Origin of the sequence: Limimaricola hongkongensis DSM 17492 (assembly GCF_000600975.2) — a bacterium.
Lineage (GTDB): Bacteria > Pseudomonadota > Alphaproteobacteria > Rhodobacterales > Rhodobacteraceae > Limimaricola > Limimaricola hongkongensis.
Genome location: NZ_KK088652.1, coordinates 411472 through 433938, shown reverse-complemented (window position 1 = coordinate 433938; position 22467 = coordinate 411472). Strand labels below are relative to the sequence as shown.

Sequence of the window (22467 nt, the reverse complement as noted above, 5' to 3'; positions counted from 1 at the left end):
TAGACCGAAAACCGCGGCGAGAATAAGCCCCCCATCGCGCGGTGCGGCGGCGGTGCTGGGCGCGCCTACCTGTATTCGATCAATCGCATCTCGCCGCCGCGCAGGCGGCGCAGCCGATAGGTCAGCATGCCCTGCGCGTTGGGAAATTTCGACAAGACCAGAAGCCCGGCGAGGCCGATCGCCCGGCGGTGCGATTGACCGCCGCGCCGCAGGTTTCGCGCGGCGCGCGCCCAGCTCGCCCCGTAGAGCGCCGCCGCGCCAAGCAGCGGCGCGAGCCCCCAGATTCCCGCCGCCACCAGCGTCGCGCCGGGCAGCGCCACGCCCCAAAGCCGCACCCGGCGGCGTTCGCCTGCAAAATGGCCCGGATGGCGGTCGCCGACCTCGGCAAAGCCGTGGCCCGCGCGCACCGCCCGGCGCCACCACTGGCCCAGGCGGGTCATCGCGATGTCGTGCCGCGTCATGATCCGGGGCAGCCGGTGCACGCGCAGCCCGCGCGTGCGGACCCGCAGGCACAGATCCTCGTCCTCCGAACAGATGATCGCCCCGTCGAAACCGCCCAGGCTCTCGAACAGCGCACTGCGCAGCATCATGTCGCCGCCGCAGGCCGCGATGTCGCCCGCCGGGCGGTGCCATTCCCATTCGGCCATGGCGTTGTAGAGCGTGGCGTCGGGGGTGATCTCGCGACGCCAGCCGGTGACGATGCCGATGCCGCGATCCGCGTCGAGCGCCGCCATGCCCGCGTCGAGCCAGCCCGGCTCCAGCGTGCAGTCGCCATCGACGAACTGCAAGAATTCGGGCAGGCCCTCCTCGCGCAGCGCCGCCACGCCTGCGTTGCGGGCGCGCGCGGCGGTGAAGGGGGCGGTGCGGTCCAGCTCGACGATGCGCGCGCCCGCGGCGCGGGCGATGCCGAGGCTGCCATCGGTCGAGCCGGAATCGACATAGACCGCGTGCGCCCCGCTCGCCGCGATCGAGGCGAGACAGGCGGCAAGCCGCGCGCCCTCGTTGCGGCCGATGGCGATGACGGCGACGCGGGCGTTCATGGCGCGGGCTCCGGCCGCAGGGGCCCGCCGGGGCCATCGCGCAGGAGCGCGGCCAGCCGCGCTGCCTCAAGCCGCGCATCGAAGCCCGCTTTCACCGCCGCGCGCCCCGCTTCGCCCATCGCCGCGCGGCGTGCCTGATCGCCTGCGAGCGCCGCGATCGCCTCGGCCAGCGGGGCCTCCGCGCCCGGCGGCACCAGAAGCCCCGAGCGCCCGTCCTCGACCAGTTCGGAGACGCCGCCGACGCGGGTGGCGATGACGGGCCGCGCGGCGGCCATCGCCTCCATCAACACCACCGGCACGCCTTCGGCAAAGGAGGGCAGGACAAGGATGCCGGTGTCGCGCAGCAGCGCCGCCACCTCGGACTGGCCGCGATAGCCGTGAAACCGCACCGCATCCCCGAGGCCCAGATCGCGGGCCAGCCGCTCCAGCACCGCGCGGTCCGGGCCGTCGCCCACGAGATCGAGCGTGAGGTCGGGACGCGCCTGGCGGGCTTGCGCGAAGGCCCGCAACAGCACCGGCACGCCCTTGACCGCCGACAGGCGCCCGACGAAGAGCAGCCGGTCATCGGGCGGGGGTGGCGCGTCGGCATAAAGCGCCGGATCGACGCCGCAATGCACGACATGCAGCTTGGGCCAATGCGCCGGGTCGCTGAACAGCATGGCCTGCGCCCGTGCGAAATCCGAGATGCAGGCGACAAAGCGGGCGCGGGCGATCTTTTCGCCCATGGCCCAGTGCGCGGGCGCAAAGAAGATGTCGGGGCCGTGCAACGTGAAGCTGTGCGGAATGCCCGAAATCTCGGAAGCGAGCATCGCCACCGTGCCCGACGACTTGGCGATGTGGTTGTGCAGATGGGTGATGCCGCGCGCCTTCATGCGGTGCGCCAGCACCAGCGCCTCGCCGAAATAGATCATGTTGTAGAGCCGCCCGCGCAGCCCCCTGGGCGCCGTGCGCCATGCCAGCGCCAGCGCGCGCGCAAAACGGCGCGGCTGGCGCAGCGCGGCGATCTTGGCGCGGGTGATGGCGGCCGGGTTCAACGCCCGCTCCAGCAGGTGAAAGGTGGCGGCGGCCTCGGCGCGCTGCTCGGGGCCGACGTGATGGGCGGGATCGGTGCGCCGCACCGAGGCGGTCTCGACCTTGAGGCCGAGATCGCGCAGCGCCGCCACCTCGCGCTGGATGAAGGTGTCGGTGGCGCGGGGATATTCGCCGGTGAGCCACATGACCGGGCCGGGCGCGTTCATGCGGCCCCCCGCGCGGCGGCCATCGCCGTCTCGAAATCCGCCTCGGCCCGAAAGCCCAGGCGATGCGCGTGGGCGTTGTCGTAGCGCAGCGGCATCAGCCGTGCGCGCAGGATCTCGCGGCGCAGGAGCCCCGGCAGGCGGGGGCCGAGCGGCGCCAGAACGCCTGCCGCCGCGTCGAAGCCGCGCCAGCCCAGCGGCAGGCCGCGCCGGCCCAGTGCCGCGAGAAACCGCGCCCGATCGGGGCGGTCGTCATCGAGCGCGTGGATCACCTCGACCGGGTCGGCCTGCGGCGCGGTGGCCGCCAGCAACAGGATATGCGCCGCGTGCGGCAGCCAGCACAGCGGCAGCTCGCCCGCGTGGCGCGGCCCGAGCGTGAGTGGCCCGAGCGTGATCCCCATATGCGCGTTCCACAGCCGCCCCGGCCCGAAGATCGCGCCGGGCCGCACGATGCGCAGCGCCGCGCCGTGGCGCGCGGCGAGGGCACGGGCGTCGCGTTCCTGCGCGATCTTGGCGCGGGCATAGGCGTCGCGCCGCGCCGGATGCGACTCGATCGGGGTCGTCTCGTCGATGCGCGCGAAGGGGGCGATGCCGTCGGTGCCCAGCACCGCGATGGAACCCACCAGAACCAGCCGTGCCCCCGCCCGGGCGGCCTGTTCCAGCACCATTGCGCTTGGGGCCACCGTTTCGCGGGCCTGCGCCGCGTCGTCGCCGCCCATCCGCGCGGCGGCATGGATCACCGCCGCCGCGCCGTCCAACGGCGGCACCGCGTGGGTGAGATCGGCGCGCAGCACCGCGATGCCGGGATCGGCGGCCCATGCGGCGGGCGCCTCGCCGCGCAGGATCGCGCGCACCGGGTGGCCTTCGGCGCGGGCGCGGGCCACTACGGCGCGGCCCAGAAACCCGCCCGCGCCGGTTACGGCGATCACGTCGCCCATGGCATCGGTTCCATCGGCGCGCAGCGCGTCGTCATGTCGTGCGCGCCGCCCGCCTGTACCGCCAGGGTCACCTCGGTCAGGTGCAGCGCATAGGCCCCGGCGAGGCGGCTGTCGCGCCCCTTTGCGATGGCGTCGAGCATCTCGACCGGGCCGAGCGCGAAATCCATCCGCGCCGCGCCGCGCCGTGCGGGCCGGGGCTGTGGCGCGCCCTTGATCGAAAGATCGCGCGCCACCGGGCTTTCGAGCAGGCGGCGGCGCAGCCGCATCCGGCGGCGGTAGCGCACGGGGGCGTGGTTGTCCCAGGCGCGCGCCACCTCGATCACGCCCTCGTCGCCGAAGATCCGCAACCGGTGGTCATGCGGCGCCGCGATCGAGCAGGTGAGCCGCGCCACCGGCCCGCTGTCGAAATACAGCGCCGCGACCGAGAAATCCGGCGCCGCGCGGCGCACGCCCGGCTTGTCGGGGATCACCTCGGCGGTGGCCGAGACGACGCGGCGCACCGGCCCCAGATGCGCGATCATCCACGACAGCCAGTAGCCCGCATGTTCGAGCGTGCAGCCGGTGGCGAATTCGTCCTCGGCGGGCCATGGCGCGCCGCTTTCGCTCAGCCAGTCGTGATAGGGGGCCTGCGGGATGAAGCCGTCATCGAGCTCGGCATAGATCAGCCGCGGCGTGCCGCCCACGCCCATCCGCAGCGCCCGGCCCAGCCCCTGCGCCGATTGCGACAGCACCGAGGAGGGGGCGGAGGCGAGCTGCAGCCCGCGCGACCGCGCGAGATTGTGCAGCTCCCGCGCGATCTCCATGTCGAGCACCATCGGCTTTTCCGACCAGACATGGCGGTTGGCGCGCAGGCAGCCGCGGGTGATGGTGTCGTGGCTGCGCGGATTGGTGAGGTTGAGCACCAGCCCGTCATGCGGCAGCGCCGCGCAGGCGGCGGCCGGGTCGGGCAGGGGCGGCACGCCCCAATGGCTGCAAAAGGCGGCCTGCCGGGCCGGGTCGCGGTCATGCGCGCCGACCAGCCTGATGCCGGGATGGGCCCTGAGCCCCCGCATGTAGAGATCGGCGACATAGCCGCATCCGATCAGCGCGACCTCATGCATGCCCCGGTCTCCGCCGCATCCGATCAGCGCCCCGCCGGGGGCACCACGGGCCGTATGTCGCGCGCCGGGCCGACATATCCCGATGCCCCTGTATCCTCTCACACTGCATCGATATCCGGTCGTCCCTAATTTCGCCTACAATATCCGTAGGCTTCGCAATGCGGCTCGTCTATGGGGGGCTCCCGATGACCCGGCGCCGCCGCGGGTTACATCCGGCCCGGTGCCGAAGGATCACGCGGCCGCCATGCGAAACGGCGATGGCAAACGTAACAGGAGCAGCGACAGGTCATGGATTTTTGCCTCGGCGAGCAAGCTGTCCGGGTCACCGTGCCCGCGCGGGAGACGCTTTTGACCGATGTCGGGCGCCGGCTGGAGGCGCGCGAGGGGTTCGCGCTCGCCACGCTCAATCTCGATCACATGGTCAAGCTGCGGCGCGATCCGGGCTTTCGCGATGCCTATGGCCGCCACGAGCTCGTCACGGCGGATGGCAACCCGGTGGTCTGGCTGGCGCGGTTGTCCGGGCAACGGGTCGACCTGCTGCCCGGCGCCGATCTGGTCGTGCCGCTGGCGCGGCAGGCGGCGCGCAGCGGCGCGCCGCTGGGATTGATCGGCGCGACGGAGGAGACGCTCGCCCGGGCCGCCGCCGCGATCGAGGCGGCGGCGCCGGGGGTGCGGATCGCCGCGCGGATCGCGCCGCCGATGGGGTTCGACCCCGAAAGCCCCGAGGCCGACGCGATTCTCGACCAGGCCGCGCGCGCGGGCGCGCGGCTGATCTTTCTCGCGATGGGCGCGCCGCGGCAGGAGCGGTTCGCCGCGCGGGCCCGGCTGCGCCATCCCGGGCTTGCGCTGGTCTCGATCGGGGCCGGGCTCGATTTTCTCGCCGGGGCCCAGAAGCGCGCGCCGCGGGTCGTCCGCTGGCTGGCGCTCGAATGGCTGTGGCGGATGGCGCATGACCCGGCGCGGCTGGCCGCGCGCTATGCGAGCTGCCTCGCGATCCTGCCGGGGCTGGTGATGCGCGCCTTGCATGTGCGCCTGCGCCCATAGCGACGGCTTGGCACCCATGGGGGGCGCCGCTACCTTCAGCGCGACGTGCAAAGGCGAAAGGCCCCCCATGCCCCCCATCGTGTCGGTCAAGGACCTGACCAAGACCTATCCGGGCGGCTTCACCGCCCTTAGCGGCGTCTCGCTCGACATCGAGGAGGGCGAGATCATCGCCCTGCTCGGGCCGAACGGCGCGGGCAAGACGACGCTCATCTCCGCCATCTGCGGCATCACCATGCCCTCGGGCGGCACGATCGAGGTCGGCGGCCACGACGTGGTGCGCGACTATCGCCGCGCCCGCGACCTGATCGGGCTGGTGCCGCAGGAGATCGCGCTCGAACCGTTCTCGACCGTGTGGAACAACGTCCGTTTTACCCGCGGCCTGTTCGACCGGCCCCGCGACGACGCCTATCTCGAAGGGCTGCTGCGCGACCTGTCGCTGTGGGACAAGCGCGACGCCAAGGTGATGGAGCTGTCGGGCGGCATGAAGCGCCGGGTGCTGATCGCCAAGGCGCTCAGCCACGGGCCGCGGGTGCTGTTTCTCGACGAGCCCACCGCCGGCGTCGACGTGGAGCTGCGCAAGGACATGTGGCGCGTGGTCGAACGGCTGCGCGAGGAGGGGGTGACGATCATTCTCACCACCCATTACATCGAGGAGGCCGAAGCCATCGCCGACCGGATCGGCGTCATTTCCCGTGGCCGGATCATGCTGGTCGAGCGCACCGAGGAGCTGATGCGCCGGCTCGGCAAGAAAGAGCTTCGGATCGAGCTGTCCGAACCGGTCGGGCCGCTGCCCGACGGGCTGCGCCGCGACGGGCTGGAACGGGCCGCGGATGGCCAGGCGCTGATCTATACCTACGACACCCATGCCGAGCGCACCGGCATCACCGCGCTTCTGGCCGACCTGCAGGCCTCGGGGCTGCAGCTTGCGGACCTGTCGACATCCAACAGCAGTCTCGAAGAGATCTTCGTCGGTCTCGTGAAGGAGGACGGGCAATGAATTTCGGCGCCGTATCCGCGATCTACAAGGCCGAGATGGCCCGCTTCTTCCGCACGCTGCTGCAAAGCTTCATCTCGCCCGTCATCTCCACCTCGCTTTACTTCGTGGTGTTCGGCTCGGCCATCGGCGGCCGGATCCAGGAGGTCGAGGGCATCCCCTATGCCGCCTTCATCGTGCCGGGCCTCGTGATGCTGTCGGTGATGACGCAGGCGACCTCGAATGCCAGCTTCGCGATCTATTTCCCGAAATTCATCGGCACGATGTATGAATACCTCTCGGCGCCGATCAGCTTCTTCGAGGTGACGCTGGGCTTCGTCGGCGCGGCGGCGACCAAGGCGCTGTTCATCGGGCTCGTGATTCTCGCCACCGCGACGCTGTTCGTCGACCTGACGATCCTGCACCCGGTCTCGATGCTGGCCTTCTTGATCCTGACCTGCGTCAGTTTTTCTCTGCTGGGCTTCATCATCGGCATCTGGGCCAAGAATTTCGAACAGCTGCAGCTGATCCCGCTTCTGGTGATCACGCCGCTGGTGTTCCTCGGGGGGAGCTTCTACTCGATCTCGATGCTGCCGCCGGCCTGGCAGATCGTCACCCGGTTCAACCCGGTGGTCTACCTGATTTCCGGCTTCCGCTGGTCGTTCTTCGGGCAGGCCGACGTGCCGATCGGGGTGAGCCTTCTGGCGATCTCGGGCTTCACCGCGCTGTGCCTCGGGATCATCTGGCTGATTTTCCGCACCGGCTGGCGGATCCGATCCTGACCTTGTGATGGGGCCGGGCGGGGCCTAGATGTCAGCCATGATGAACTGGCTGCCGTTCCGCCCCAAGGGCCCCGTCGTTTCCGTCATCCGCCTGCAGGGCGCCATCGGCGCCGGCGGTCGCGGGCTCGACGATGCGGGCACCGCCGCGATGATCGAAAAGGCGTTCAAGCGCGGCAAGCCCGCCGCCGTCGCCATCGAGATCAACTCGCCCGGCGGATCGCCGGTGCAATCCTCGCTGATCGCCTCGCGCATCCGCAGGTTGTCGGAGGAAAAGAACGTCCCCGTCCTCGCCTTCATCGAGGACGTGGCGGCTTCGGGCGGCTATTGGCTGGCGGCGGCGGCGGACGAGATCTTTGCCGATCGCGGCTCGATCATGGGGTCGATCGGGGTCATCTCGGCGGGCTTCGGCGCGCATGAGCTGCTGGAGCGCAATGGAATCGAGCGGCGCGTGCACACGGCCGGGAAATCCAAGAGCTTTCTCGACCCGTTCCGCCCCGAAAAACCCGAGGACGTGGCCCGGCTCGAACGCTGGCTCTCGGAGATGCACGACTATTTCATCGACCACGTGAAGACCCGGCGCGGCGCCAAGCTGGCCGAGGACCCGGATCTGTTCACCGGGGAGATCTGGATCGGGGCGCGGGCGGTCGAAAAGGGGCTCGCCGACGGGATCGGGCATCTGGTGCCGATCCTCAAGGCGCGGTTCGGCGACAAGGTGCGGCTGCGCCGCTACGCCAGGAAGCGGCCCTTGCTGTCGCGCTTCGGCGCGACGCTGGCGCAGGACGCGATGGGCGCCGTCGAGGAGCGCGCGGGCTTCGCCCGGTTCGGCCTCTAGATGCTGATCAAGATCGTCACGCTGTTTCTGGTGGGCATGATCGTGCTCGCCATGTTCGGAAAACTGCGGCTGCCCAAGGGCAGGGGGCCGAAGGGTCTCTTGGGCGGCGGCCGCTGCGCCGCCTGCGGGCGGCCGAGGATAGGCAAGGGGCCGTGCCCCTGTGGAAAGGACAGGACTTGATGGATTGGCTGATGGTGGCGGCGGGGCTGGTGCTTCTCGTCTTCGCGGGGGACGCTCTGGTGAAGGGGGCGGTGAACCTCGCCCTGCGCCTTGGCATTCCGGCGCTGATCGTGTCGCTGACGGTGGTGGCTTTCGGCACCTCGGCGCCCGAGCTGCTGGTGTCGGTCGACGCGATCCTCAAGGGCACGCCGGGCCTCGCGCTGGGCAATGTCGTGGGCTCCAACGTCGCCAACGTGCTGCTGGTGCTCGGCATCCCCGCTCTCATCACCACGCTGCACGCGAGCGGCGGCGCCGACACCCGGTCGAGCTTCTTGCAGATGATGGGCGCCACCGTGCTGTTCATGGCGCTGGCCTTCACGGGCGTGTTTTCGTGGGGCGCGGGGCTTTTGCTGCTCGCCGCGCTGGCGGCGATGCTGATCTATGCCGCCCGCGTCGCCCACAGGCATCGCAACGGCAACGGCCATGGCACCGATGACGAAGAGGTCGAGGGCGCCGATCCGAAGATGCGCGGCTGGAAGGTCGCGGCCTACCTGCTGGCCGGCGTGATCGGCCTGCCGGTGGGGGCCGATCTGCTGGTCACCGGCGCGGTCTCGATCGCCGAGACCTTCGGTGTCTCCGACACCGCCATCGGCCTGACGCTGGTTGCCATCGGCACCTCCTTGCCCGAACTTGCCACCACGGTCATGGCCGCCATCCGGCGGGAGGCCGATGTGGCAATGGGCAACGTGATCGGATCCAACATGTTCAATCTTCTCGGCATTCTCGGCGTGGCGAGCCTCGTCGGCCCGATCCCGGTGGGCGCCGATTTCCTCGGCTTCGACCTGTGGGTGATGCTGGCGGCCTCGCTGCTGCTGGTGCCCTTCGTCTATTGGGGGCGCGACGTGACGCGTGGCTGGGGCGTGGCGCTGACCGCGCTTTATGTCGGCTACGGCGTGACGGTGCTGGCATGAGGGCGCGGGCGCTCGTCACCGGCGCGGGCGCGCGGCTCGGCCGCGCCATGGCGCTCGATCTGGCCCGGCGCGGCCATGATGTGATCGTGCATTACAACACCTCGCGCGGCCCCGCCGAAGAGGTCGTGGCCGAGATCCGCGCCACGGGCCGCGAGGCGCATGCGCTCGGGGCCGACCTGCTCGACGAGGCGGCGACCCGAAACCTGATCCCGCGCGCGATTGAGGCGCTTGGCGGGCCGGTCACCTGCCTCGTCAACTCCGCCTCGATCTTCGAATATGACAGCATCGAAAGCGGCACGCGCGAGAGCTGGGACCGCGCGATGGAGAGCAACCTGCGCGCGCCCGTCGTGCTGACGCAGGCCATGGCCGCGCATATCCCCGAACCGGCGCGCGACGGGCGCGGCGAACCGGTGGCACAGGGTCTCGTGGTCAACATCATCGACCAGCGTGTGCGCAAGCTGACGCCGGATTTCATGTCCTACACCATCGCCAAGATGGGGCTGTGGGCCTTTACCCGCACCGCCGCGCAGGCGCTGGCGCCAAGGCTTCGGGTCAACGCGATCGGGCCGGGCCCGACGCTGCAGGGCGCCAACCAGTCCGACGCGCATTACGCCGCGCAGCGCGCCAACACGGTGCTGGAGCGCGGCTCCAATCCCGAGGACATCTGCGCAGCACTTGGCTATTTCCTCGACGCGCCGGGCGTCACGGGACAGCTTCTGTGCGTCGATGGCGGCCAGCATCTGGGCTGGCAGACCCCGGATGTCCAGGGCCACAACTGATCTTGCGCACAGCCCCATCCACCGCCCCATCCACCGGGGCTGTGCGCAATTCGTCCCGAACCGGGCAAGGGGTGAAGTTTTCGCACTCCGGGCCGGTTTGCGTAGGGAAAACAGGGGCCTGGCCACTGCCCAAGATTTGGGCATTTCCGTCAAGCCCCTGACTCTCCACGCTTAATCCCCGCCGTCCCGGTGCTGTCCACCCGCTTATCCCCAGAAACGGTGGACAGCTTTGCACAAAACGCCGGGACAACTAGATTGCAGGACCAGTGCCCGATGCCGATATGGACCGCATGACCGACACCCAGACCGACACGCCCGAGACCCCGCTGACCGGCCATGAGCTGATCCGCTCGCAGCTGCGGCTGATCGACGGCTCGCCCGGCGTGTACCGCATGCTCGATGCCGAAAGCCGGGTGCTCTATGTCGGCAAGGCGCGCAACCTGCGCGCCCGTGTGTCGAGCTATGCCCGGCCCACCGGCCATTCGGGGCGGATCAGCCGGATGATCCGCGAAACCGCGTCGATGATGTTTCTCACCACCCGGACGGAAACCGAGGCGCTGCTTCTGGAGCAGAACCTCATCAAGCAGCTCAAGCCGCGCTACAACGTGCTGTTGCGCGACGACAAGTCGTTCCCGAACATCCACATCTCGGATCACGAGTTTCCGCAGATCGGCAAGCATCGCGGCGCGCGCAAGGGCGCGGGTCAGTTCTTTGGCCCCTTCGCCTCCGCCGGGGCCGTGAACCGCACGCTGAACCAGCTGCAGCGGGCGTTCCTTTTGCGCAACTGCACGGATTCGGTGTTCGAGGGCCGCACGCGCCCCTGCCTGCTGCACCAGATCAAGCGCTGCTCGGCGCCCTGCACCGGCGAGATCAGCGCCGAGGATTACGCGGCCTCGGTCAAGGACGCGGTGCGGTTCTTGTCGGGCAAGTCGACTCAGGTGCAGGAGGTGCTGGGCCGCCAGATGGCCGAGGCCTCCGACGCGATGGAGTTCGAACGCGCGGCGGCGCTGCGCGACCGGATCAAGGCGCTGACGCAGGTGCAAACCGCGCAGGGCATCAACCCGCGCGGCGTGTCCGAGGCCGACGTGATCGCGCTTCATGTCGAGGGCGGTCAGGCCTGCGTGCAGGTGTTCTTCATCCGCGGCAACCAGAACTGGGGCAACCGCGACTATTACCCCCGCGTCTCGGGCGAGGAGGACCCTTCCGAGGTCATGCAGGCCTTTGTCGGGCAGTTCTATTCCGACCGCGAGCCGCCGCGGCAGATCCTGTTGAGCCACGGGCTCGACGATCCCGAGCTGATGGCCACGGCGCTGTCGGACAAGCTCGGTCGCAAGGTCGAGGTGATCGTGCCCCAGCGCGGCGAAAAGGCCGAGCTGGTCGAGGGCGCGCAGCGCAACGCGCGCGAAAGCCTTGCCCGCAAGATGAGCGAGACGGCGACCCAAGGCCGGCTGCTGCGCGGCCTGGCCGAGGCCTTCGGCCTCGACGAGGCGCCGCGGCGGATCGAGGTCTACGACAACAGCCACATCATGGGCACGGATGCCGTGGGCGGCATGATCGTCGCCGGGCCCGAGGGCTTCGAGAAGGACCAGTACCGCAAGTTCAACATCAAGGGCACCGAGATCACGCCGGGCGACGATTTCGGCATGATGAAGGAGGTGCTGACGCGCCGTTTCGCGCGGCTCCTGAAGGAAGACCCCGACCGCGAAAGCCCGGCCTGGCCCGACCTTCTTCTGATCGATGGCGGCGCGGGGCAGGTGAGCGCGGTGCAGCAGATCCTCGACGAGATGGGCATCGACGACGTGGCGATGATCGGCGTCGCCAAGGGCGTCGACCGCGACCACGGCAAGGAGGAGTTCCACCGCACCGGGATGCGGCCCTTTGCGCTGCCCAGAAACGACCCGGTTCTCTACTTCGTCCAGCGGCTGCGCGACGAGGCGCACCGATTTGCCATCGGCACGCACCGCGCCAAGCGCGCCAAGGCGGTGGGCGCCACGCCGCTCGACGAGATCGCGGGGGTGGGGGCCACGCGCAAGCGCGCGCTTCTGGCGCATTTCGGCTCCGCCAAGGCGGTGAGCCGCGCCAACCTCGCCGATCTCAAGGCGGTGCAGGGCATTTCCGAAAGCCTCGCGGAAAAGATCTACGGTCATTTCCACGAGAACGGTTGATCCCCAAGGCCAAGGCGCTCCGCCCGGAGCCTGTGGCGCGCCATGCGTATTTGCGGAATGGTGAACGGGAAGGGCGCGCGTCCATTTCACCATTCCAAAAATACGCATGTCCCGCGGCCTCCGCCGGGCGGGGCACACAATGGCCGGGCGGCTATGGCAAGACCGGGGTTGCCGCGCTATCTCTTGGCGCATGACATGGACCCTGCCCAACATCCTCACCGTCCTGCGGCTTCTGGCGGCTCCCGGCGTCGCGGTGATGTTTCTGTTCTTCATCCGGCCATGGGCCGACTGGTTCGCGCTGGTGCTGTTCGTCACCGCCGCCGTGACCGATTTTCTCGACGGCTACCTCGCGCGGGCGTGGAAGCAGGAATCGAAATTCGGCGCGATGCTCGACCCGATCGCCGACAAGGCGATGGTGATCATCGCGCTTTTGGTCATCACCGGGTTTTCGGGCATGAACCCGTGGATCCTGCTGCCCGCGACGCTGATCCTGTTCCGCGAGGTGTTCGTTTCGGGCCTGCGCGAGTTTCTGGGGTCCAAGGCGGGGCTGTTGAAGGTCACCAAGCTTGCCAAGTGGAAGACCACGGCACAGATGGTCGCCATCGCGGTGCTGTTTTCCACCGGCGCGTTCGAGCATTATTTCGTCATGGAAAGCTTCGGCATGGACGAGGCCATGGTCGCGTCGATTCTCTCGGGCGGCACCCCTGACGAGCTGGGGCTCGTGTGGAAATACTGGGGCATGATCGTCAGCTGGTGGACCGGCATCGTGCTGTTGTGGCTGGCGGCGGTCCTGACGCTGATGACCGGCTGGGATTACTTCTCAAAGGCGCTGCCATTCCTGCGCGACGCGCCCGAACCCGAAGCCGACCGGAGCCGCGCGCCATGATCGAAATCGTCTACTTCGCCTGGGTGCGCGAGCGCATCGGCCTGCCGCGCGAGCGGATCGAGACCACGGCTGCCACGGTTGCCGATCTCGTGGAGGAGCTGCGCGGCCGCGAAGAGCGGTACGCGGCGGCGTTCTCGGACGTCTCGGCGCTGCGCGTGGCGCTCGATCAGGAGCTGTCGGAGTTCGAGGCGCCCTTGTCGGGCGTGCGCGAGGTGGCCTTCTTTCCGCCGATGACCGGGGGCTGAGATGAAGATCCGCGTGCAGGAGGCGCCGTTCGACGCGGGCGCCGAACTCGATGCCTTTGCGCATGGCCGCCACGAGGTCGGCGCGGTGGTGAGCTTTACCGGCATCGTGCGCGACCGCGACGGCGGGCTGGTGCACATGCAGATCGAACACTATCCGGGCATGACCGAAAAGGCGATCACGGCCATCGCCGAAACCGCCAAGGCGCGCTGGGATCTTGCCGATCTGGTGGTGATCCACCGTTTCGGCACGCTGCCGGTGGGCCAGCCGATCATGATGGTGGCGACGGCCGCGCCGCATCGCCGCGCCGCCTTCGAGGCGGCCGAATATCTGATGGATTACCTCAAATCGCGCGCGCCCTTCTGGAAGAAGGAGGTGACGCAGGCGGGCGAACACTGGGTCGAGGCGACGCCCGAGGACGAAGACGCCCTGTCGCGCTGGTAGGTCCCGTTCACCGCACCTTAGGACGAAGGCGGCAGGGTGGCGACATCGTCACGGACAGGGGCCGCCATGTCGCCACGGACCGATCCGCCCACCGATCCCTTCGCGCAGGTGCGCGCGCTCGACGCGGCGGATATTCCGCGGCTCGTGCAAGCGGCGCTGGCCGAGCGGCGCACCGAGCTGGCCTACCAGCCCGTGATCGTGGCGCGCAGCGGCATGCCCGTCTTTCACGAGGGGCTGATCCGGCTGCGCGATCACGCGGGCCGGCTGCTTCCGGCGCGGCATTTCCTGCCCGGTGTCGAGGATACGGCGCTGGGGCGCGATCTCGACCGGGCCGCGCTGCGCGAGGGGCTGGAGGCGCTGCGCCGCGCGCCCCGGCTGCGATTGTCGATCAACATGTCGGCCCGTTCGATCGGCGACGGGCGCTGGCGCCGCGCGCTGCATGACGGGCTCGGCCGCGCGCCCGGCATGGGCGAACGGCTGATCCTCGAAATTTCGGAAAGCTCGGCCATGGCCCTGCCGGAGGTGGTCTGCCGTTTCATGGCCGAGATGCGCCCGCGCGGCGTCAGCTTCGCGCTCGACGAGTTCGGGGCGGGGCAGACGGCGTTCCGCCATTTGCGCGATTTTCTGTTCGACATGGTGAAGATCGACGCGCATTTCGTGCGCGGCATCGGGGACGACCCGGACAACCAGGTGCTGTGCGGCGCGCTCATCGCGGTGGCGCGGCAGTTCGGCATGGCCAGCGTCGCCAGCGGCGTCGAAACCGGGGCCGAGGCGCGGATGCTCGCCGGGATCGGCGCGGATTGCCTGCAGGGCTACCTCTGGGGCCGTCCGGCGCGGCAGCCCCGCGCGCCGGTCCGAATGGCGTTGCCCTGAACCGAGAGGCTGCTAGGCTCTGCCCCGATCCGGGCCCCGGCGCGTGCCGGCCCCGACTGTCAGGGAGAGTTTCATGACCAATGTCGTTATCGCCTCGGCCGCCCGCACCGCTGTCGGCAGCTTCGGCGGCGCCTTCGCCAACACCCCCGCGCACCAGCTTGGCGCGACCGTGCTTGAGGAGGTCGTGTCGCGCGCGGGCGTCGACAAGTCCGACGTGAGCGAGACCATTCTCGGCCAGGTGCTGACCGCGGCGCAGGGCCAGAACCCGGCGCGGCAGGCGCATATCCTTGCCGGTCTGCCGCAGGAGGCGGCGGCCTGGGGGCTCAACCAGGTGTGCGGCTCGGGCCTGCGCGCCGTGGCGCTCGGCGCCCAGCACATCCAGCTTGGCGATGCGAGCATCGTCTGCGCCGGCGGGCAGGAGAGCATGTCGCTCGCCCCGCATGCCCAGACCATCCGTCAGGGCCAGAAGATGGGCGACCTGAAGCTCGTCGACACGATGATCAAGGACGGGCTCTGGGACGCCTTCAACGACTACCACATGGGCACCACCGCCGAGAACGTGGCCGCCCGTCACCAGATCACCCGCGAGATGCAGGACGAATTCGCGGTCGCCTCGCAGAACAAGGCCGAGGCGGCCCAGAAGGACGGGCGCTTCCAAAATGAGATCGTTCCCTTCACCGTCAAGACGCGCAAGGGCGACATCGTCACCGACGCCGATGAATACATCCGCCACGGCGCCACCATCGACGCCATGGCCAAGCTGCGCCCGGCCTTTGCCAAGGACGGCACCGTGACGGCGGCCAACGCCTCGGGGCTCAACGACGGCGCCGCCGCCACGCTGCTGATGTCGGTCGAGGAGGCGAGCCGCCGCGGCATCACGCCGCTGGGCCGGATCGCGGCCTATGCCACCGCCGGTCTCGACCCGGCCTATATGGGCGAAGGCCCGATCTATGCCTCGAAGAAGGCGCTCGACAAGGCTGGCTGGTCGGTCGACGATCTCGACCTGATCGAGGCCAACGAGGCCTTCGCCGCGCAGGCGCTGGCGGTGAACAAGGAAATGGGCTGGGATCCGGCCAAGGTGAACGTCAATGGCGGCGCCATCGCCATCGGCCATCCGATCGGCGCGTCCGGCTGCCGCGTGCTCGTCACGCTGCTGCACGAAATGCAGCGCCGCGACGCCAAGAAGGGCCTCGCCACGCTGTGCATCGGCGGCGGCATGGGGGTCGCGCTGTGCATCGAGCGCGACTGAGATGAGCTGGACCGCGCCCCGGCAACTCGTCTTTTCGGGGGGCGGTCTGCGCTGCTTCTGGCAGGGGGGCTTCATGGAGGTCCTCGGCCAGCACGCCGCCATAGCGCCCGAGCGCATCGCCGGTGTGTCGGGCGGCGCGCTGTCGGCGGCCTGTCACGTGGCGGGGCGCGAGCGCAAGCTGCTCGACGCGATGTGCGCCGCCTTCGAGGATCAGGGCAGCAACCTCTTTGACCGCGAGGCGGGCGGCATCAGCCCGCACCAGCGGATCTATTGCGAGGTCGTCTCGGAGACGCTCGACGCGGCGGCGGCCGATAAGGTCGCGCAGGGTCCGCAGCTGCAGATCCTGATCGCGCATCCGCCGGCGGGCGGGCTGCCCAAGATCAGCGGTATCGCCGCGACGCTCGCCTACGAGGCGGAGCTGCATTTGATCAATTCGCCGCATTTCTCATGGGCCGCGAAGCTGGGGCTGGATTGCCAGCTTGTCGATGCGCGCGTGGCGGCGCAGGCGGGGCGGCTGGTCGATCTCGTCTGCGCCGCCGCCGTGATCCCGCCGGTGTTCGAGCCGCCCGACTGGGAGGGGCGGCCCGTCGTCGATGGCGGCATGGCCGATCAGGCGCCGATGCCGGAGCCCGATAAGGGCGAGACGCTGGTGCTGCTCACCCGGCGCTATCGCAAGCTGCCGCAGGTGCCGGGGCGGCGCTACGTGATGCCGTCCGGCGAAACCCCCGCCGACAAGATCGATTTCACCGATCCCGACAAGCTGCGCCGCACCTGGGATCAGGGAGCGGCCGACGCAAAGACCTTTTGCGAAGAGGTTGGGCTTGTCTGACCCGACGTGATGCGAGAGGCTTTCCGCATACCATTTCGTATAGCGAGGGAGCGAAGGCATGGCGAGAACGGCACTTGTGACGGGGGGCAGCCGGGGCATCGGCGCGGCCATTTCCAAGGCGCTCAAGGCAGAGGGCTATACGGTCGTCGCGACCTATGCGGGCAATGACGAGAAGGCCAAGGCCTTCACCGAGGAAACCGGCATCGCCACCTACAAATGGGATGTCGGCGATTACGAGGCCTGCCAGGCCGGAATCGCGCAGGTCGAGGAGGCGCATGGCCCGATCGAGGTTCTGGTGAACAATGCCGGCATCACCCGCGACGCGCCGTTCCACAAGATGACGCCACAGCAATGGCGCGAGGTGATCGACACCAACCTCACCGGCCTGTTCAACATGACCCATTGTGTCTGGCCGGGTCTGCGCGAGCGCAAGTTCGGGCGGGTCATCAACATCTCCTCGATCAACGGCCAGAAGGGCCAGTTCGCGCAGGCCAACTACGCCGCCGCCAAGGCGGGCGACATCGGTTTCACCAAGGCGCTGGCGCAGGAAGGCGCGCGCGCCGGGATCACCGTCAACGCGATCTGCCCGGGCTACATCAACACCGAGATGATGAGCACCATTCCTGAAAAGGTGATGAACGAGGTGATCCTGCCGCAAATCCCGGTGGGCCGTCTGGGCGAGCCCGAGGAGATCGCGCGCTGCGTGGTGTTCCTCGCCTCCGATGCCGGCGGTTTCGTCACCGGTTCGACGCTCTCGGCCAATGGCGGCCAATACCTCGCCTGAACGACCGCGAGACAGGGGTGGGCGGCACCGGCCTGCCCCTTTTCGACATGCGCGGGCCTTTGGCGGCGGTTTCCTTTGCCAAGGCGCGCCCTTTATCCTGTGGCCGGGATGCGCCGTGACCGAAAGAACGTGACCGAAAGAAAAAAGGCGCCCGTCGCCGTGGCGCGGGCACCTTTCGGCGGGGGCGGGGCCGGATCGCGGAACCCGGCGCCGTCCCCGGGGGGAGGACGCGCGGCGGGGCGCACCCCGGCGCGCGGCAGGTCTAGTGCGGTGTGAGCCGCGTGATTTCTTCCTTCAGCATGAGCTTGCGCTTCTTCATCTGAGCGATTTCATGGTCGCTTGTGGAAGGCGTTCTCTGGGCCACCTCCACCTCCTGCGAAAGGGTCTGGTGTTTCCGGCGCAGTTCTTCCAGATGCGATGTCAGGCTCATGAAAATACTCCCGTGTCTGGTTGCGACAGGTCCAGTCGAGCACGGTTTTGCAAATCTGTCACCTGCTCGATGCGACGGATTGATCCTTTATCCATGGCTTCGGCGAAATATCGCAAGGCGCAGGGGGTCAGATGCGCAACTTCCCCCTGTGGCGCAGGATCTCTTCCGCCTCAGGGGTGAAATCGCCGGCATCCGACACGTGCCGCGCGCCCGCATGCAGCACCAGCGGCGCGGCGAGTCGAAAGGCCGCGCGACCGCTTTGCCGGGCGGTGACGACGACCCGTTCGGCGTCGCGGCCCGCGCGCGACACCAGCGGCCGCACCGCGATCCCGCCCATCCGCCCGTAAAGCGCCGCGATGATCTCGGGCAGGCGGTCGGCGCGCTGGATCATCGTCAGCCGCCCCAGCGGCGCGACCCGGCGCGCCATGGCATCGACCCAGTCAGGCAGCGGCAGCGGCGCGCCGAAGGCGGTTTCCTTGGCGGCGTCGGGGGCGGGGCGCGAATGGGCGCGGTCGAAATAGGGCGGGTTGGCGATGACATGGTCGAAGCGCCGCGCCCGGAGCTCTGGCGGCATCGCCCGCAGGTCGGCGCCGAATATCGACGCCGCCACGCCGTTCAGCGCCGCGTTGCGCCGCGCCAGATCGGCATAGGGCGGCTGGAGCTCGACCCCCCAGAGGTCGAGCCCCGGCACCCGCGCGGCAAGGCACATCAGCGCCGCCCCCGCGCCGCAGCCCAGCTCCAGCACGCTCTGCCCCGGTTCGGCCCCGGTCGCGGCGGCCAGAAGCACCGGATCGGTTCCTGCCCGGTAGCCGCGCCGCGGCTGCATCAGCGTCACCGCGCCGCCGAGAAAGGCATCGCGGGTCAGCGCCGCGTCAGGCCAGATCGATGTCATTGTCGCGCATCGCCCGCTGTGCAGCCGTCAGGTCGGCCGCGCGCACCATCAGGCGGCGCGGCAGGATGCCGATCGATCCTTCGAGGATGCTCGTGTTTACGTCCAACTCGAAGCAGTCTATACCCTCGCCGTTCAGAAGGGCGGTGGCAAAGGCGATGACCGTCGGGTCGTTGCTGCGCAGAAGCTCTTTCATCCGCAACCAGCTAGGGCGTTCCGTCGTCCTTGTCGAGAAGACCGACGCCCATGGATCTCGCCGCCGATACCGCCAAGCCGCATGACCGCCTCTCACGGGCCCTCGCAGGGGATATGGAGGCCGTCAACGCGATGATCCGCGACCGCATGGCGTCCGAACACGCGCCCCGCATTCCCGAGGTCACCGCGCATCTGGTCGAGGCGGGGGGCAAGCGGCTGCGGCCGATGCTGACGCTCGCCGCCGCGCGGCTGTGCGGCTATGATGGCCCCTTCCACGTGCATCTCGCCGCGACGGTGGAGTTCATCCACACCGCGACGCTCTTGCATGACGACGTGGTCGACGACAGCAAGCAGCGGCGCGGGCGCCCCACCGCGAACCTTTTGTGGGACAACACGTCGTCGGTGCTGGTGGGCGATTATCTCTTTGCGCGCTCGTTCCAGCTGATGGTGGAAACCGGCTCGCTGCGCGTGCTCGACATCCTCGCCAATGCCAGCGCCACCATCGCCGAGGGCGAGGTGCTGCAGCTCACCGCGTCGCGCAATCTCGACACCACCGAGGACACCTATCTGCGCGTCGTGCGCGGCAAGACGGCGGCGCTGTTCTCGGCGGCGACCGAGGTGGGCGGCATCATCGCCGGCGCGCCGGAGGGCCGGGTGGCGGCGCTGCGCGCCTATGGCGATGCGCTCGGCATCGCGTTCCAGATCGTCGACGACCTGCTCGATTACGGCGGCACGGCGGCGATCGGCAAATCGGTGGGCGACGATTTCCGCGAAGGCAAGCTGACCCTGCCGGTGATCCGCGCCGTGGCGCGGGCCGATGCCGACGAGCGGGCCTTCTGGGCGCGCTGCATCGGCCGGGGAAGGGTCGAAGAGGGCGATCTCGACCACGCGCAGGCGCTTCTGGCGCGGCATGGCACGCTGGAAAGCACGCGGCGCACCGCGCTCGACTGGGCGGGGCGCGCGCGCGACAGCCTGCGCGACCTGCCCGATCACGACCTGCGCGAGATGCTCGAGGATCTTGCCGATTACGTGGTCGAACGGATCAGCTGACCCGGCACCGCCGCCCTAGTTGAGCAGCGGCGCGGGCGCCACCCACCAGCCCATTTCCGACAGCTGGATCGCGCGGGCGACCTGCCGCGCGCGGCCCATGTCGCGGGTGAGACCGATGCAGGTCGCGCCCGAGCCGGACATCAGCGCCAGATCGACGCCGGGCATCGCCCGAAGTCGTTTCAACGCGCGGGCGATCTCCGGCGCGATCGCCTCGGCAGGGGCCTGCAAATCGTTGCGCTGCGCGCCCAGCCATTCGACCAGCCCGGCATAGTCGAGCCCGGCGGGCACGGCGTCCATGCCGCTGTTGTCCGACCGCTCCAGCTTGTCGAAGACCCGGCCCGTCGGCACCTCGACGCCGGGATTGACCAGCACCAGCCCGCAGGAGGGCAGGGCAGGCAGCGTTTCCAGATCCTCGCCGATGCCGCGCATCCGGGCCGGGACGGGAGCGTGCAGGCAGACCGGCACATCGGCGCCCAGCTCCAGCACCTCCGGGTCCGTGGGCGCGAAGTTCTCCACCCCCCAGACCTGTGACAGGAGCCTGAGCGCCGCCGCCGCGTCCGAGGAGCCGCTGCCGATGCCTGCGGCATGCGGCAGCGTCTTGGTCAGCCTGATCTTGGCCCCCTGCGTCACGCCGCGCGCCGCCTGCAGCATCCTTGCCGCGCGCAGCACCGAGTTGCCTTCATCCACCGGCACGCCCTGGGAAAACGGTCCCGTCACCTCGATCGTCAGCTCGGCGGCGGGGAGCGCCGTGAGCTGGTCGCCCACCCCGGCAAAGGCCACGAGGCTGTCGAGCAGGTGATAGCCACCGGCGCGCAGGCCGGTGACGTGGAGCGCGAGATTGATCTTCGCGGGCGCGAGCCCCTTGTCGAGCGGCATCAACGGTTCTCCGCGACCTGCCGCAGCGGCGAGCCGCCTTCGGCCGCCAGCACCGCGTCGAGACCTTCGGCCAGCTTGCGGCGGATCCGTTCGGCAGCGGCGGGCTCGGGGCCGAAGGACAGCGCGCGCTGCCACTGGAACCGCGCTTCGATCGTCCGGCCCACGGCCCAGTAGCCGTCGCCGAGATGGTCGTTGACGATCGGGTCAGCCGGTTCGAGCGCGGCGGCGCGTTCGAGGTTGTCGACCGATTCGCGGTAACGGCCCAGCTTGAACTGGGCCCAGCCGAGGCTGTCGACGATCGCGCCGTTGTCGGGCTGGGCGCGCACCGCCAGCTCGATCATCTGCAACGCCTCGTCGAGCTTTTCGCCGCGTTCGACCAGCGAGTAGCCCAGATAGTTCAGCACCTCGGCGCGCTCCGCGTCACGGTCGAGGGCGGCGCGGAAATCGGCCTCGGCGCCGGCCCAGTCGTCCATGCCGTGACGGGTGACGCCGCGCATGTAGTAGAGCCACCAGGGCGCCGTCTCGCCCGCGATCTGGATCGCGCGGCCATAGGCGGTCTCGGCCTCGGCCGGCGCGCTTTCGGCGCGGCGCAGATCGCCCAGCGCCACCTGCACCTCGGCGAGATCGGGGGCGGTTCGGGTCAGGCGTTCGAGCACCTCGAGCGCGCGGGCCGGCTCGCCCGAGCGGCGCAGCACCTCGGCACGGCCCAGCTCGGCGGTGACATGGGCGGGGTGGGTGTCGGGGACGCGGGCATAGACCGCCTGCGCGAGATCGTCGCGCTCGACCCGTTCGAGGATCCCGGCGGCGAGCAGCAGACCGTCGACCCGGTCGGGGTCGAGCGCCATCGCGCTGCGCGCATAGAGCAGCACGTAGGAATCGGGGGCTTCGCTGCTCAGCGCGCCCGCGACCGAGATATAAAGCTCGGACAGCCCGTCGGCGGGGGCGGTGACGCAATCCCATTCGACCGGGGCGCCGGAGGCGATCTTCTCGCGCATCGCGTCGAGCACCGGCGCGCCGCGGCCCGCCGCGTCGAGCAGGGCGACGGCTTCGTCGGGGCGGTCGAGCTGCGCGAGCACCTGCGCATGGGCCAGAAGCACCGGCTCGGTCATCGGCAGGCCGTTGCCGGGCGCCTCCGACAGGATCGTGTCGGCGCCTTCGAAATCCCCCGCAGAGGCCAGCGCCAGCGCCTTGTGATAGAGGCCGAAGCCGCGCAGGCCGGGGGTTTCGATCACCTCCTCGATGGCAAAGAGCGCCTGGTCCATGCGGCCCTGGCCGATCCGCGCCCAGGCGCGGGTCAGCCCGTCGACTAGCGGCCCGACGCCGCGATCGGCTTCGAGCAGTTCGAAGATCGCGTCCCAGTCGCCGCGCTGCGCCGCATCGAGATGCAGCACCATGTTGGCGACCTGGCTGCTGGCGCCGGTCTCGCGCAGCCGTTCGGCCAGCGGCAGGGCTTCGGAGATGTCGCCGGTGGCGACAAGTCCCGCGATGGCGCCTTCGAGCAACACGGGGTTGCGCGGATCGGCGCCAAGCGCGGTCTGGAACCAGTCGGCTGCGGCGGTGTAATCCTGAGCTGACGCTGCCGCGCGTGCCGCCAGATAGGGGCCTGCATCGGTCCGAGTCGTCTGCGCGGCCACAGGGAGGGCCGCAGCGAGTCCGGTCATGAAGGCCAAGACTCGCAGCTGATGGATCACCATGAATTTG

At 69.6% G+C, this 22467-nt stretch carries 25 protein-coding genes; 16 read left to right on the top strand and 9 right to left on the bottom strand.

Annotated features, from left to right (window positions below; all coding sequences use genetic code 11):
- Positions 1–65 precede the first annotated feature (65 nt).
- The 4 genes from LOKHON_RS10470 to LOKHON_RS10455 are packed head-to-tail and all read right to left on the bottom strand — an operon-like array spanning position 66 to position 4313.
- Positions 66–1040, bottom strand: a complete 975-nt coding sequence (locus LOKHON_RS10470; protein ID WP_017929610.1) for a glycosyltransferase family 2 protein — start codon at positions 1038–1040, stop codon at positions 66–68.
- Positions 1037–2278 carry a glycosyltransferase gene (locus LOKHON_RS10465; RefSeq protein WP_017929609.1) on the bottom strand — a complete coding sequence of 414 codons (1242 nt, stop codon included), beginning with the start codon at positions 2276–2278 and terminating at the stop codon, positions 1037–1039. Before LOKHON_RS10465 ends, LOKHON_RS10470 begins: the two co-directional genes overlap by 4 nt.
- Positions 2275–3213: an NAD-dependent epimerase/dehydratase family protein gene (locus LOKHON_RS10460; RefSeq protein ID WP_017929608.1), complete on the bottom strand. Its 939-nt coding sequence runs from the start codon at positions 3211–3213 to the stop codon at positions 2275–2277. The genes LOKHON_RS10465 and LOKHON_RS10460 overlap by 4 nt, the downstream gene beginning before the upstream one ends.
- A complete protein-coding gene (locus LOKHON_RS10455; RefSeq protein WP_017929607.1) occupies positions 3201–4313 on the bottom strand; it encodes a Gfo/Idh/MocA family protein in 1113 nt (370 codons plus the stop codon). Before LOKHON_RS10455 ends, LOKHON_RS10460 begins: the two co-directional genes overlap by 13 nt.
- Before the next feature lie 288 nt (positions 4314–4601).
- Here LOKHON_RS10455 and LOKHON_RS10450 point away from each other — a divergent pair, with 288 nt between their 5' ends.
- The 15 genes from LOKHON_RS10450 to phbB all read left to right on the top strand — a co-directional run bounded on the left by LOKHON_RS10450 (position 4602) and on the right by phbB (position 17326).
- Complete coding sequence (locus LOKHON_RS10450) at positions 4602–5357, top strand: WecB/TagA/CpsF family glycosyltransferase (RefSeq protein WP_017929606.1); 756 nt, start codon at positions 4602–4604, stop codon at positions 5355–5357.
- 67 nt (positions 5358–5424) lie between these two features.
- Positions 5425–6354: an ABC transporter ATP-binding protein gene (locus LOKHON_RS10445; protein WP_017929605.1), complete on the top strand. Its 930-nt coding sequence runs from the start codon at positions 5425–5427 to the stop codon at positions 6352–6354.
- Complete coding sequence (locus LOKHON_RS10440) at positions 6351–7112, top strand: ABC transporter permease (protein ID WP_017929604.1); 762 nt, start codon at positions 6351–6353, stop codon at positions 7110–7112. Before LOKHON_RS10445 ends, LOKHON_RS10440 begins: the two co-directional genes overlap by 4 nt.
- Positions 7113–7149: 37 nt before the next feature.
- Positions 7150–7944, top strand: coding sequence for a S49 family peptidase (locus LOKHON_RS10435; protein ID WP_017929603.1), 795 nt, complete (start codon positions 7150–7152; stop codon positions 7942–7944).
- Positions 7945–8124 carry a hypothetical protein gene (locus LOKHON_RS10430; RefSeq protein WP_017929602.1) on the top strand — a complete coding sequence of 60 codons (180 nt, stop codon included), beginning with the start codon at positions 7945–7947 and terminating at the stop codon, positions 8122–8124. It begins immediately after the preceding gene.
- Positions 8124–9074 carry a calcium/sodium antiporter gene (locus LOKHON_RS10425; protein ID WP_017929601.1) on the top strand — a complete coding sequence of 317 codons (951 nt, stop codon included), beginning with the start codon at positions 8124–8126 and terminating at the stop codon, positions 9072–9074. The genes LOKHON_RS10430 and LOKHON_RS10425 overlap by 1 nt, the downstream gene beginning before the upstream one ends.
- Positions 9071–9853 carry an SDR family oxidoreductase gene (locus tag LOKHON_RS10420; RefSeq protein WP_017929600.1) on the top strand — a complete coding sequence of 261 codons (783 nt, stop codon included), beginning with the start codon at positions 9071–9073 and terminating at the stop codon, positions 9851–9853. Before LOKHON_RS10425 ends, LOKHON_RS10420 begins: the two co-directional genes overlap by 4 nt.
- 290 nt (positions 9854–10143) lie before the next feature.
- Positions 10144–12018, top strand: coding sequence for an excinuclease ABC subunit UvrC (uvrC, locus tag LOKHON_RS10415; RefSeq protein WP_026147613.1), 1875 nt, complete (start codon positions 10144–10146; stop codon positions 12016–12018).
- Positions 12019–12208: 190 nt separating this feature from the next.
- A complete protein-coding gene (pgsA, locus tag LOKHON_RS10410) occupies positions 12209–12904 on the top strand; it encodes a CDP-diacylglycerol--glycerol-3-phosphate 3-phosphatidyltransferase (RefSeq protein WP_017929598.1) in 696 nt (231 codons plus the stop codon).
- Complete coding sequence (moaD, locus tag LOKHON_RS10405) at positions 12901–13149, top strand: molybdopterin converting factor subunit 1 (RefSeq protein ID WP_017929597.1); 249 nt, start codon at positions 12901–12903, stop codon at positions 13147–13149. The genes pgsA and moaD overlap by 4 nt, the downstream gene beginning before the upstream one ends.
- A gap of 1 nt (position 13150) precedes the next feature.
- Positions 13151–13591, top strand: a complete 441-nt coding sequence (locus LOKHON_RS10400) for a molybdenum cofactor biosynthesis protein MoaE (protein ID WP_017929596.1) — start codon at positions 13151–13153, stop codon at positions 13589–13591.
- A 66-nt stretch (positions 13592–13657) separates the two neighbouring features.
- Entirely contained in the window at positions 13658–14464 is an 807-nt protein-coding gene (locus tag LOKHON_RS10395; RefSeq protein WP_017929595.1) for an EAL domain-containing protein, read from the top strand.
- Positions 14465–14537: 73 nt separating this feature from the next.
- Positions 14538–15713, top strand: coding sequence for an acetyl-CoA C-acetyltransferase (locus tag LOKHON_RS10390; protein ID WP_017929594.1), 1176 nt, complete (start codon positions 14538–14540; stop codon positions 15711–15713).
- Position 15714: 1 nt separating this feature from the next.
- Positions 15715–16542: a patatin-like phospholipase family protein gene (locus LOKHON_RS10385; RefSeq protein WP_017929593.1), complete on the top strand. Its 828-nt coding sequence runs from the start codon at positions 15715–15717 to the stop codon at positions 16540–16542.
- A 58-nt stretch (positions 16543–16600) separates the two neighbouring features.
- Positions 16601–17326: an acetoacetyl-CoA reductase gene (gene phbB, locus LOKHON_RS10380; RefSeq protein ID WP_017929592.1), complete on the top strand. Its 726-nt coding sequence runs from the start codon at positions 16601–16603 to the stop codon at positions 17324–17326.
- A 262-nt stretch (positions 17327–17588) separates the two neighbouring features.
- Here the strand turns inward: phbB and LOKHON_RS15535 are convergent, their stop codons facing one another.
- From LOKHON_RS15535 to LOKHON_RS10370, 3 genes are all read right to left on the bottom strand, one after another.
- Positions 17589–17756, bottom strand: coding sequence for a YdcH family protein (locus LOKHON_RS15535; RefSeq protein WP_017929591.1), 168 nt, complete (start codon positions 17754–17756; stop codon positions 17589–17591).
- Positions 17757–17883: 127 nt separating this feature from the next.
- Positions 17884–18648, bottom strand: a complete 765-nt coding sequence (locus tag LOKHON_RS10375) for a tRNA1(Val) (adenine(37)-N6)-methyltransferase (protein ID WP_017929590.1) — start codon at positions 18646–18648, stop codon at positions 17884–17886.
- On the bottom strand, positions 18629–18841 hold the full coding sequence (locus LOKHON_RS10370) for a putative signal transducing protein (protein WP_017929589.1): 213 nt from the start codon (positions 18839–18841) through the stop codon (positions 18629–18631). The genes LOKHON_RS10375 and LOKHON_RS10370 overlap by 20 nt, the downstream gene beginning before the upstream one ends.
- 50 nt (positions 18842–18891) lie before the next feature.
- Here LOKHON_RS10370 and LOKHON_RS10365 point away from each other — a divergent pair, with 50 nt between their 5' ends.
- Positions 18892–19890 (top strand): polyprenyl synthetase family protein, encoded by a 999-nt coding sequence (locus tag LOKHON_RS10365; protein WP_017929588.1) that lies wholly within the window; start codon positions 18892–18894, stop codon positions 19888–19890.
- A 15-nt stretch (positions 19891–19905) separates the two neighbouring features.
- Here LOKHON_RS10365 and LOKHON_RS10360 read toward each other — a convergent pair whose 3' ends face one another.
- A complete protein-coding gene (locus LOKHON_RS10360; RefSeq protein WP_017929587.1) occupies positions 19906–20766 on the bottom strand; it encodes a 4-(cytidine 5'-diphospho)-2-C-methyl-D-erythritol kinase in 861 nt (286 codons plus the stop codon).
- Positions 20766–22427, bottom strand: a complete 1662-nt coding sequence (locus LOKHON_RS10355) for a tetratricopeptide repeat protein (RefSeq protein ID WP_033315674.1) — start codon at positions 22425–22427, stop codon at positions 20766–20768. The genes LOKHON_RS10360 and LOKHON_RS10355 overlap by 1 nt, the downstream gene beginning before the upstream one ends.
- Between the last annotated feature and the right edge of the window lie 40 nt (positions 22428–22467).

Bases quoted from the DNA above. Each gene is read 5' to 3' on its own strand.
- LOKHON_RS10450 (WP_017929606.1), top strand. From the start codon at position 4,602: ATGGATTTTTGCCTCGGCGAGCAAGCTGTCCGGGTCACCGTGCCCGCG.
- LOKHON_RS10400 (WP_017929596.1), top strand. From the start codon at position 13,151: ATGAAGATCCGCGTGCAGGAGGCGCCGTTCGACGCGGGCGCCGAACTC.
- LOKHON_RS10395 (WP_017929595.1), top strand. From the start codon at position 13,658: ATGTCGCCACGGACCGATCCGCCCACCGATCCCTTCGCGCAGGTGCGC.
- LOKHON_RS10435 (WP_017929603.1), top strand. From the start codon at position 7,150: ATGATGAACTGGCTGCCGTTCCGCCCCAAGGGCCCCGTCGTTTCCGTC.
- LOKHON_RS10460 (WP_017929608.1), bottom strand. From the start codon at position 3,213: ATGGGCGACGTGATCGCCGTAACCGGCGCGGGCGGGTTTCTGGGCCGC.
- LOKHON_RS10365 (WP_017929588.1), top strand. From the start codon at position 18,892: ATGGATCTCGCCGCCGATACCGCCAAGCCGCATGACCGCCTCTCACGG.
- phbB (WP_017929592.1), top strand. From the start codon at position 16,601: ATGGCGAGAACGGCACTTGTGACGGGGGGCAGCCGGGGCATCGGCGCG.
- LOKHON_RS10370 (WP_017929589.1), bottom strand. From the start codon at position 18,841: ATGAAAGAGCTTCTGCGCAGCAACGACCCGACGGTCATCGCCTTTGCC.
- LOKHON_RS10430 (WP_017929602.1), top strand. From the start codon at position 7,945: ATGCTGATCAAGATCGTCACGCTGTTTCTGGTGGGCATGATCGTGCTC.
- LOKHON_RS10425 (WP_017929601.1), top strand. From the start codon at position 8,124: ATGGATTGGCTGATGGTGGCGGCGGGGCTGGTGCTTCTCGTCTTCGCG.
- LOKHON_RS10420 (WP_017929600.1), top strand. From the start codon at position 9,071: ATGAGGGCGCGGGCGCTCGTCACCGGCGCGGGCGCGCGGCTCGGCCGC.
- LOKHON_RS10390 (WP_017929594.1), top strand. From the start codon at position 14,538: ATGACCAATGTCGTTATCGCCTCGGCCGCCCGCACCGCTGTCGGCAGC.
- LOKHON_RS10455 (WP_017929607.1), bottom strand. From the start codon at position 4,313: ATGCATGAGGTCGCGCTGATCGGATGCGGCTATGTCGCCGATCTCTAC.
- LOKHON_RS10360 (WP_017929587.1), bottom strand. From the start codon at position 20,766: ATGCCGCTCGACAAGGGGCTCGCGCCCGCGAAGATCAATCTCGCGCTC.
- LOKHON_RS10470 (WP_017929610.1), bottom strand. From the start codon at position 1,040: ATGAACGCCCGCGTCGCCGTCATCGCCATCGGCCGCAACGAGGGCGCG.
- LOKHON_RS10375 (WP_017929590.1), bottom strand. From the start codon at position 18,648: ATGACATCGATCTGGCCTGACGCGGCGCTGACCCGCGATGCCTTTCTC.
- uvrC (WP_026147613.1), top strand. From the start codon at position 10,144: ATGACCGACACCCAGACCGACACGCCCGAGACCCCGCTGACCGGCCAT.
- LOKHON_RS10445 (WP_017929605.1), top strand. From the start codon at position 5,425: ATGCCCCCCATCGTGTCGGTCAAGGACCTGACCAAGACCTATCCGGGC.
- LOKHON_RS10440 (WP_017929604.1), top strand. From the start codon at position 6,351: ATGAATTTCGGCGCCGTATCCGCGATCTACAAGGCCGAGATGGCCCGC.
- moaD (WP_017929597.1), top strand. From the start codon at position 12,901: ATGATCGAAATCGTCTACTTCGCCTGGGTGCGCGAGCGCATCGGCCTG.
- LOKHON_RS15535 (WP_017929591.1), bottom strand. From the start codon at position 17,756: ATGAGCCTGACATCGCATCTGGAAGAACTGCGCCGGAAACACCAGACC.
- pgsA (WP_017929598.1), top strand. From the start codon at position 12,209: ATGACATGGACCCTGCCCAACATCCTCACCGTCCTGCGGCTTCTGGCG.
- LOKHON_RS10385 (WP_017929593.1), top strand. From the start codon at position 15,715: ATGAGCTGGACCGCGCCCCGGCAACTCGTCTTTTCGGGGGGCGGTCTG.
- LOKHON_RS10355 (WP_033315674.1), bottom strand. From the start codon at position 22,427: ATGACCGGACTCGCTGCGGCCCTCCCTGTGGCCGCGCAGACGACTCGG.
- LOKHON_RS10465 (WP_017929609.1), bottom strand. From the start codon at position 2,278: ATGAACGCGCCCGGCCCGGTCATGTGGCTCACCGGCGAATATCCCCGC.